The following is a 4,122-nucleotide window of genomic DNA, read 5'->3' as shown; positions in this document are numbered from 1 at the left end:
CTCTGTTGAAAAAAATCAGGAAAAAATTGTCGTTGATCATTTTTTTGCCATGTCCTTTGACCATCCCGCAATGCAGGATGGCCCGTTTCTTTGCCCTGGATTGCATTCGTGTGTGCTTGAATTAAGGTTCTCCTGAATACGGCATGAAATCCCAGCAAGGCCAGGTTTGACGGATCTTCAGCAAGTGTCTGATGACATGTTGATCAGTTACTGGTAGTTGAAAATTGAATTTTCGTGCAGTTCTGACGAAATATCGTCCCAAAAAACAAAAACTCTGCCTGTTAAGAAAAAATATCATTTAAATCAAGTATTTATACAAAACTGCCCAAATAACTGCAAAATGCCTAAATAACGGCAATTGGGCTCTCTGGTTCCCCCTGTCTGTCAGAAGCAGATATTCGTAAAGCCAAGGATACAACGAGGTTTTCGATTGCCAAGTTTATATTCTTTGACTGGGCACAGGTTTTGCTAACATTATTTTATCAAGTTCGTGGATGAAAATCATTTACAAATTAGATTGTCACCCTGGAGATTTTGAAAAATTATGGAACAGATCCATGCCACCATCAGAATGTTTTTCCCTGTTGACAGGGAAACCGAGGCGCTTGAAATTCTCGGTTCCATGACTGAACAAATCAAGGTTGAAACGGGCTGCATCGACTGCCGGCTATATCGTGGTATTCAGAGCCCACACGCCATCCTGTTTGAACAATAATGGGACAGAGAAGAAGATGTTCTGAAGCACCTTAACTCAGACAGATTTACCAAGGTACTCCTGGTTTTGGAGATGGCCATGGAACCACCGGAAGTACGTTTTGATTGTATTCACCGATCACACGGCATGGAGTTCATCACCTTTGCAAGAAACCAGGCTGGATGATGGATTCCATGTACTCATAATCTTTGGATGATGCCGGGTTAACTGACCTGACCTTATATTGGTATCTACACCAGAAAAGATACATTAAGGCAGTATATAAAGATCCGGGTTATGCGATAAAACCATTTTATAAAAAGGAAGAGACCAATGAGACGAAAAACTAAAGTATTGCTTGTTATGGTGATTTTTATGACGGTATGGGTTTTTCAGGCAGCAGCCGAGGAAAAACCTGCCAGTAACATGCAGTTTGTGGTTGAAAAATTACTGGCGGACAAACGGCTGTTGGTCGCCGAAAACATGGAGTTAACCGAAGCAGAGGCCGATGGCTTCTGGCCGCTGTTCGAGCATTACCAGCATGAACTCTTTCTGTTGCGGGCCAGAACCCTGCGGTTGATAGATGATTATGCCAGTGCCTATAACACGGGCATGACTGAAGATAAGGCAAGAGCACTTCTGGATGAAATGATGGCCATTGAATCTTTGGGCCTGACCCTTCGCCAGGTGTCCCTGCCAGATTTTAGAAGTGTTCTGCCCGATATCAAGGTTGTCCGGTACTATCAGATTGAAAACAAGATCAATGCAGCACTGATGTACAAGCTGGCCTCTGATATCCCCCTTATCAAAACAACCAACCAGTAATCACCAAAAAGGAAATTACCATGAAATATCTTGGATACCACATGACGGTTTTTCTCTCATTGCTGGCCCTGATGGCCGCAACCATTATTGGCCCAGCCACTATCCATGCAGCCGATGATGCAGACATGGCCTCAGCTGCACTGGCGGATTTGTACGCCGAGTCGGATACTGCCAGGATCCTGGGTGAATCGGCAAAAGGAGTACTTGTTTTCCCGAGTATTGTTAAAGGTGGATTTCTCGTAGGCGGGCATTACGGTGAAGGCGTGCTTCTATCAAATGGAAAACAGATCAGCCACTTCAATACGGTCCAGCTGTCCTACGGCCTGCAGGCAGGTCTACAGAAATACGGATATGCCCTGTTTTTCATGACCGATGATGCATTGAACTGGATAAAATCGACCAAAGGATGGGAGCTGGGCGTAGGTCCCGCCATTGTTGTGGTTGATAAAGGTGCCGGCAAAAACTTGTCCACGACAACCCTTAAATCTGATGTCTATGCCTTCTTTTTCAGCCAGAAAGGACTGATGGGGGGTATGGGACTGCAGGGCACAAAAATTTCTAAAATAAACTGATGTAAATATGTGGGTCACCTGATATCCAGGCTGGCCCTGCCTCCGTCTGATCCGGCAGACCGGATCAGACGGGGCTTCCCGAATATACGGTTCTATACCATTTGGCAGATACATTAAATATCCTGATTATAACGGATTTGGGGGAGGCCACTAATTCGGCTTTTTGGTCCTTCCCTATTTTCAGGCTTCTTGGTTATTGCGCATGAATTCTCTGTCCTATTTGGGGTCGCAATTCAGGGCAGGATTTAAAACGAGCCACAATAAATTCAAATAGTTAAACATGGTCCCCCAAATCCGTTATAATCAGGATTCATGAATTAAAAATGACAAGATAAGCCCCCGCCACCGCAAGTACAATGGCGGCCAATCGCTGGGCCGTCATTTTTTCCTTGAGCCATACCGTGGCCAGGATAAAAAGAAAGATGGTGGACATCTGGTTTAGGACTGCAGCCCTGGATGCGGTGGTGTATTTCATCCCCGCCATCCAGAGTACCAGGGCAATGTAGTTGCCGCTCACCGTTGCCGGCAAGGCATTGAACCAGGCTTTTGAAAATTTAAGCTCGCGGACAAACCGCATGCGTTCAGGGTGGCACAGCACAACGGGGACAAGGCCGATTACTCCGGCCGTAACCCTGATAAAGGTGGCCCAGAATACATCAACCTGGTCCAGTACATTCTTGGCAATCACAATGCCCAGGGCTACGAACATCATGGCAAGGCACCCTGCCCAAAGTCCCCATAGATTTGGGCCTTTGCGTATTATACCGGGTTTTAAATCATTTAGGGGAACAGCAGCGCCCACCAGAATGGCACAAAGAACCAGCCCACTGCCGATGATCCCCAAAATGCCTATGCGTTCGCCTAAAAGGATATAGGAAAACCCGAGTACACTGGGCAGATACAGACACTCCACCACCGCCACCATGCCGGCACCCAGGTGGTTCAGGGCGGAAAAATAAAATATGTCGGCCAGGGTAATGCCCAATAATCCCGACAGACCGAGAATCCACCATACACGCGGCACCACATCGGGGAAAAAAGGGATGCCCATGACGAGCATGGTCAGACCGATCAGTGCCATGGCCACAACACTTTTATACATATTCAGGGCAATGGGTGAGAAGCTTTCTCCTGCTTTTTTAAACAGGATAACGGCAAAAGCCCAGAAAAACGCACATGCCAGAGCAAAGGCAGACCCCATAAATTCCTTTTCCTGTTTTACCCTCTATTAAATCCCTTTTGTGGCCGGATAAATGGGGAGATTGGGATACACCACACAGACTTTTTCAACTTTTCCGCCAAGGAGTACCCTTCCGAATCTATGATTCGGTGGGGGACGAATTGGCGTAGTAGCGAACTGTTGATCTATTCCCATGTATTTTTCTCACTTCCCGCAAGTTGACCTGCGTATATTTTTTTTCCGGATTTTTGATATATTCCCCATAAATATCGATGATTCGGCAGGATGAACTGCCGGTAAAACCAGAGATAAAACCGACCCGTCCCTTGTACTGTACCGTATCCCAGCGGGTGAATCCTTTTAGTGTAAAGACATTCTTGTTATTCCGTTTTTGTGTTCGATTAGGGCTTTTTCTTCCTTTTCTTGCGGTGGATTCATGCAGACTGCGTTTTCGATACTGCACATGGTTGGTTTTGATATACCCGTCGAACGGAATGGCATTTTTGTCTGCGATGACAACCGCATCGTTTACATGCGATTTTTCGATTCCCGCTCTATTCCGATGATGACCGGTGATATAGCCATAAGTCGTAGAGAGTGGTGCTGTCCTTGATAACTCTCTTTGCAGATAGTATTTCCCCTGCTGGACATGTGCTGCCGACATATAAAAGGAACTCTTTTGTTTCGGAAGTTGCAGTCTCTCTTTATGATGTCGATCATGGCAAACGTCACAAAGCGTCATCAAATTTGAGAGCTTGTCTGTCCCGCCCTTTGCTCGTGGCCGAATGTGATGGCATTGCAGTTTTGTTTGCGCACCGCAAACACGGCAGGGCAAACGCATTAAAATTTTT

5 protein-coding genes are annotated in these 4,122 nt (G+C 46.1%); 3 read left to right on the top strand and 2 right to left on the bottom strand.

Annotated features, from left to right (window positions below):
- The first annotated feature begins 544 nt into the window (after positions 1-544).
- The 3 genes from B3D59_RS00480 (at position 545) to B3D59_RS00470 (ending at position 2,091) form a co-directional block, all read left to right on the top strand.
- The gene (locus B3D59_RS00480; RefSeq protein WP_286817124.1) at positions 545-715 is read left to right on the top strand and encodes a hypothetical protein; all 171 of its coding nucleotides are present in this window, start codon (positions 545-547) and stop codon (positions 713-715) included.
- A 312-nt stretch (positions 716-1,027) separates the two neighbouring features.
- Positions 1,028-1,519 (top strand): hypothetical protein, encoded by a 492-nt coding sequence (locus B3D59_RS00475; protein ID WP_286817123.1) that lies wholly within the window; start codon positions 1,028-1,030, stop codon positions 1,517-1,519.
- Positions 1,520-1,539: 20 nt separating this feature from the next.
- Positions 1,540-2,091: a lipid-binding SYLF domain-containing protein gene (locus B3D59_RS00470; RefSeq protein WP_286817122.1), complete on the top strand. Its 552-nt coding sequence runs from the start codon at positions 1,540-1,542 to the stop codon at positions 2,089-2,091.
- 310 nt (positions 2,092-2,401) lie between these two features.
- On the opposite strand, the gene B3D59_RS00465 is transcribed toward B3D59_RS00470, so the two are convergent.
- A complete protein-coding gene (locus B3D59_RS00465) occupies positions 2,402-3,292 on the bottom strand; it encodes a DMT family transporter (RefSeq protein WP_286817121.1) in 891 nt (296 codons plus the stop codon).
- A 118-nt stretch (positions 3,293-3,410) separates the two neighbouring features.
- A partial coding sequence (locus tag B3D59_RS00460) for an HNH endonuclease (RefSeq protein ID WP_286817120.1) occupies positions 3,411-4,122 on the bottom strand: 712 nt, incomplete at its 5' end.

The sequence above is a fragment of the Desulfobacter sp. UBA2225 genome (assembly GCF_002348205.1).
GTDB lineage: Bacteria > Desulfobacterota > Desulfobacteria > Desulfobacterales > Desulfobacteraceae > Desulfobacter > Desulfobacter postgatei.
The sequence above is the reverse complement of the archived record's forward strand: the minus strand, read 5'-3'. Positions and strand labels throughout refer to the sequence as shown.

Excerpts from the sequence above, each read along its gene's own strand:
- B3D59_RS00470 (WP_286817122.1), top strand. The coding sequence starts at position 1,540 with ATGAAATATCTTGGATACCACATGACGGTTTTTCTCTCATTGCTGGCC.
- B3D59_RS00480 (WP_286817124.1), top strand. The coding sequence starts at position 545 with ATGGAACAGATCCATGCCACCATCAGAATGTTTTTCCCTGTTGACAGG.
- B3D59_RS00475 (WP_286817123.1), top strand. The coding sequence starts at position 1,028 with ATGAGACGAAAAACTAAAGTATTGCTTGTTATGGTGATTTTTATGACG.
- B3D59_RS00465 (WP_286817121.1), bottom strand. The coding sequence starts at position 3,292 with ATGGGGTCTGCCTTTGCTCTGGCATGTGCGTTTTTCTGGGCTTTTGCC.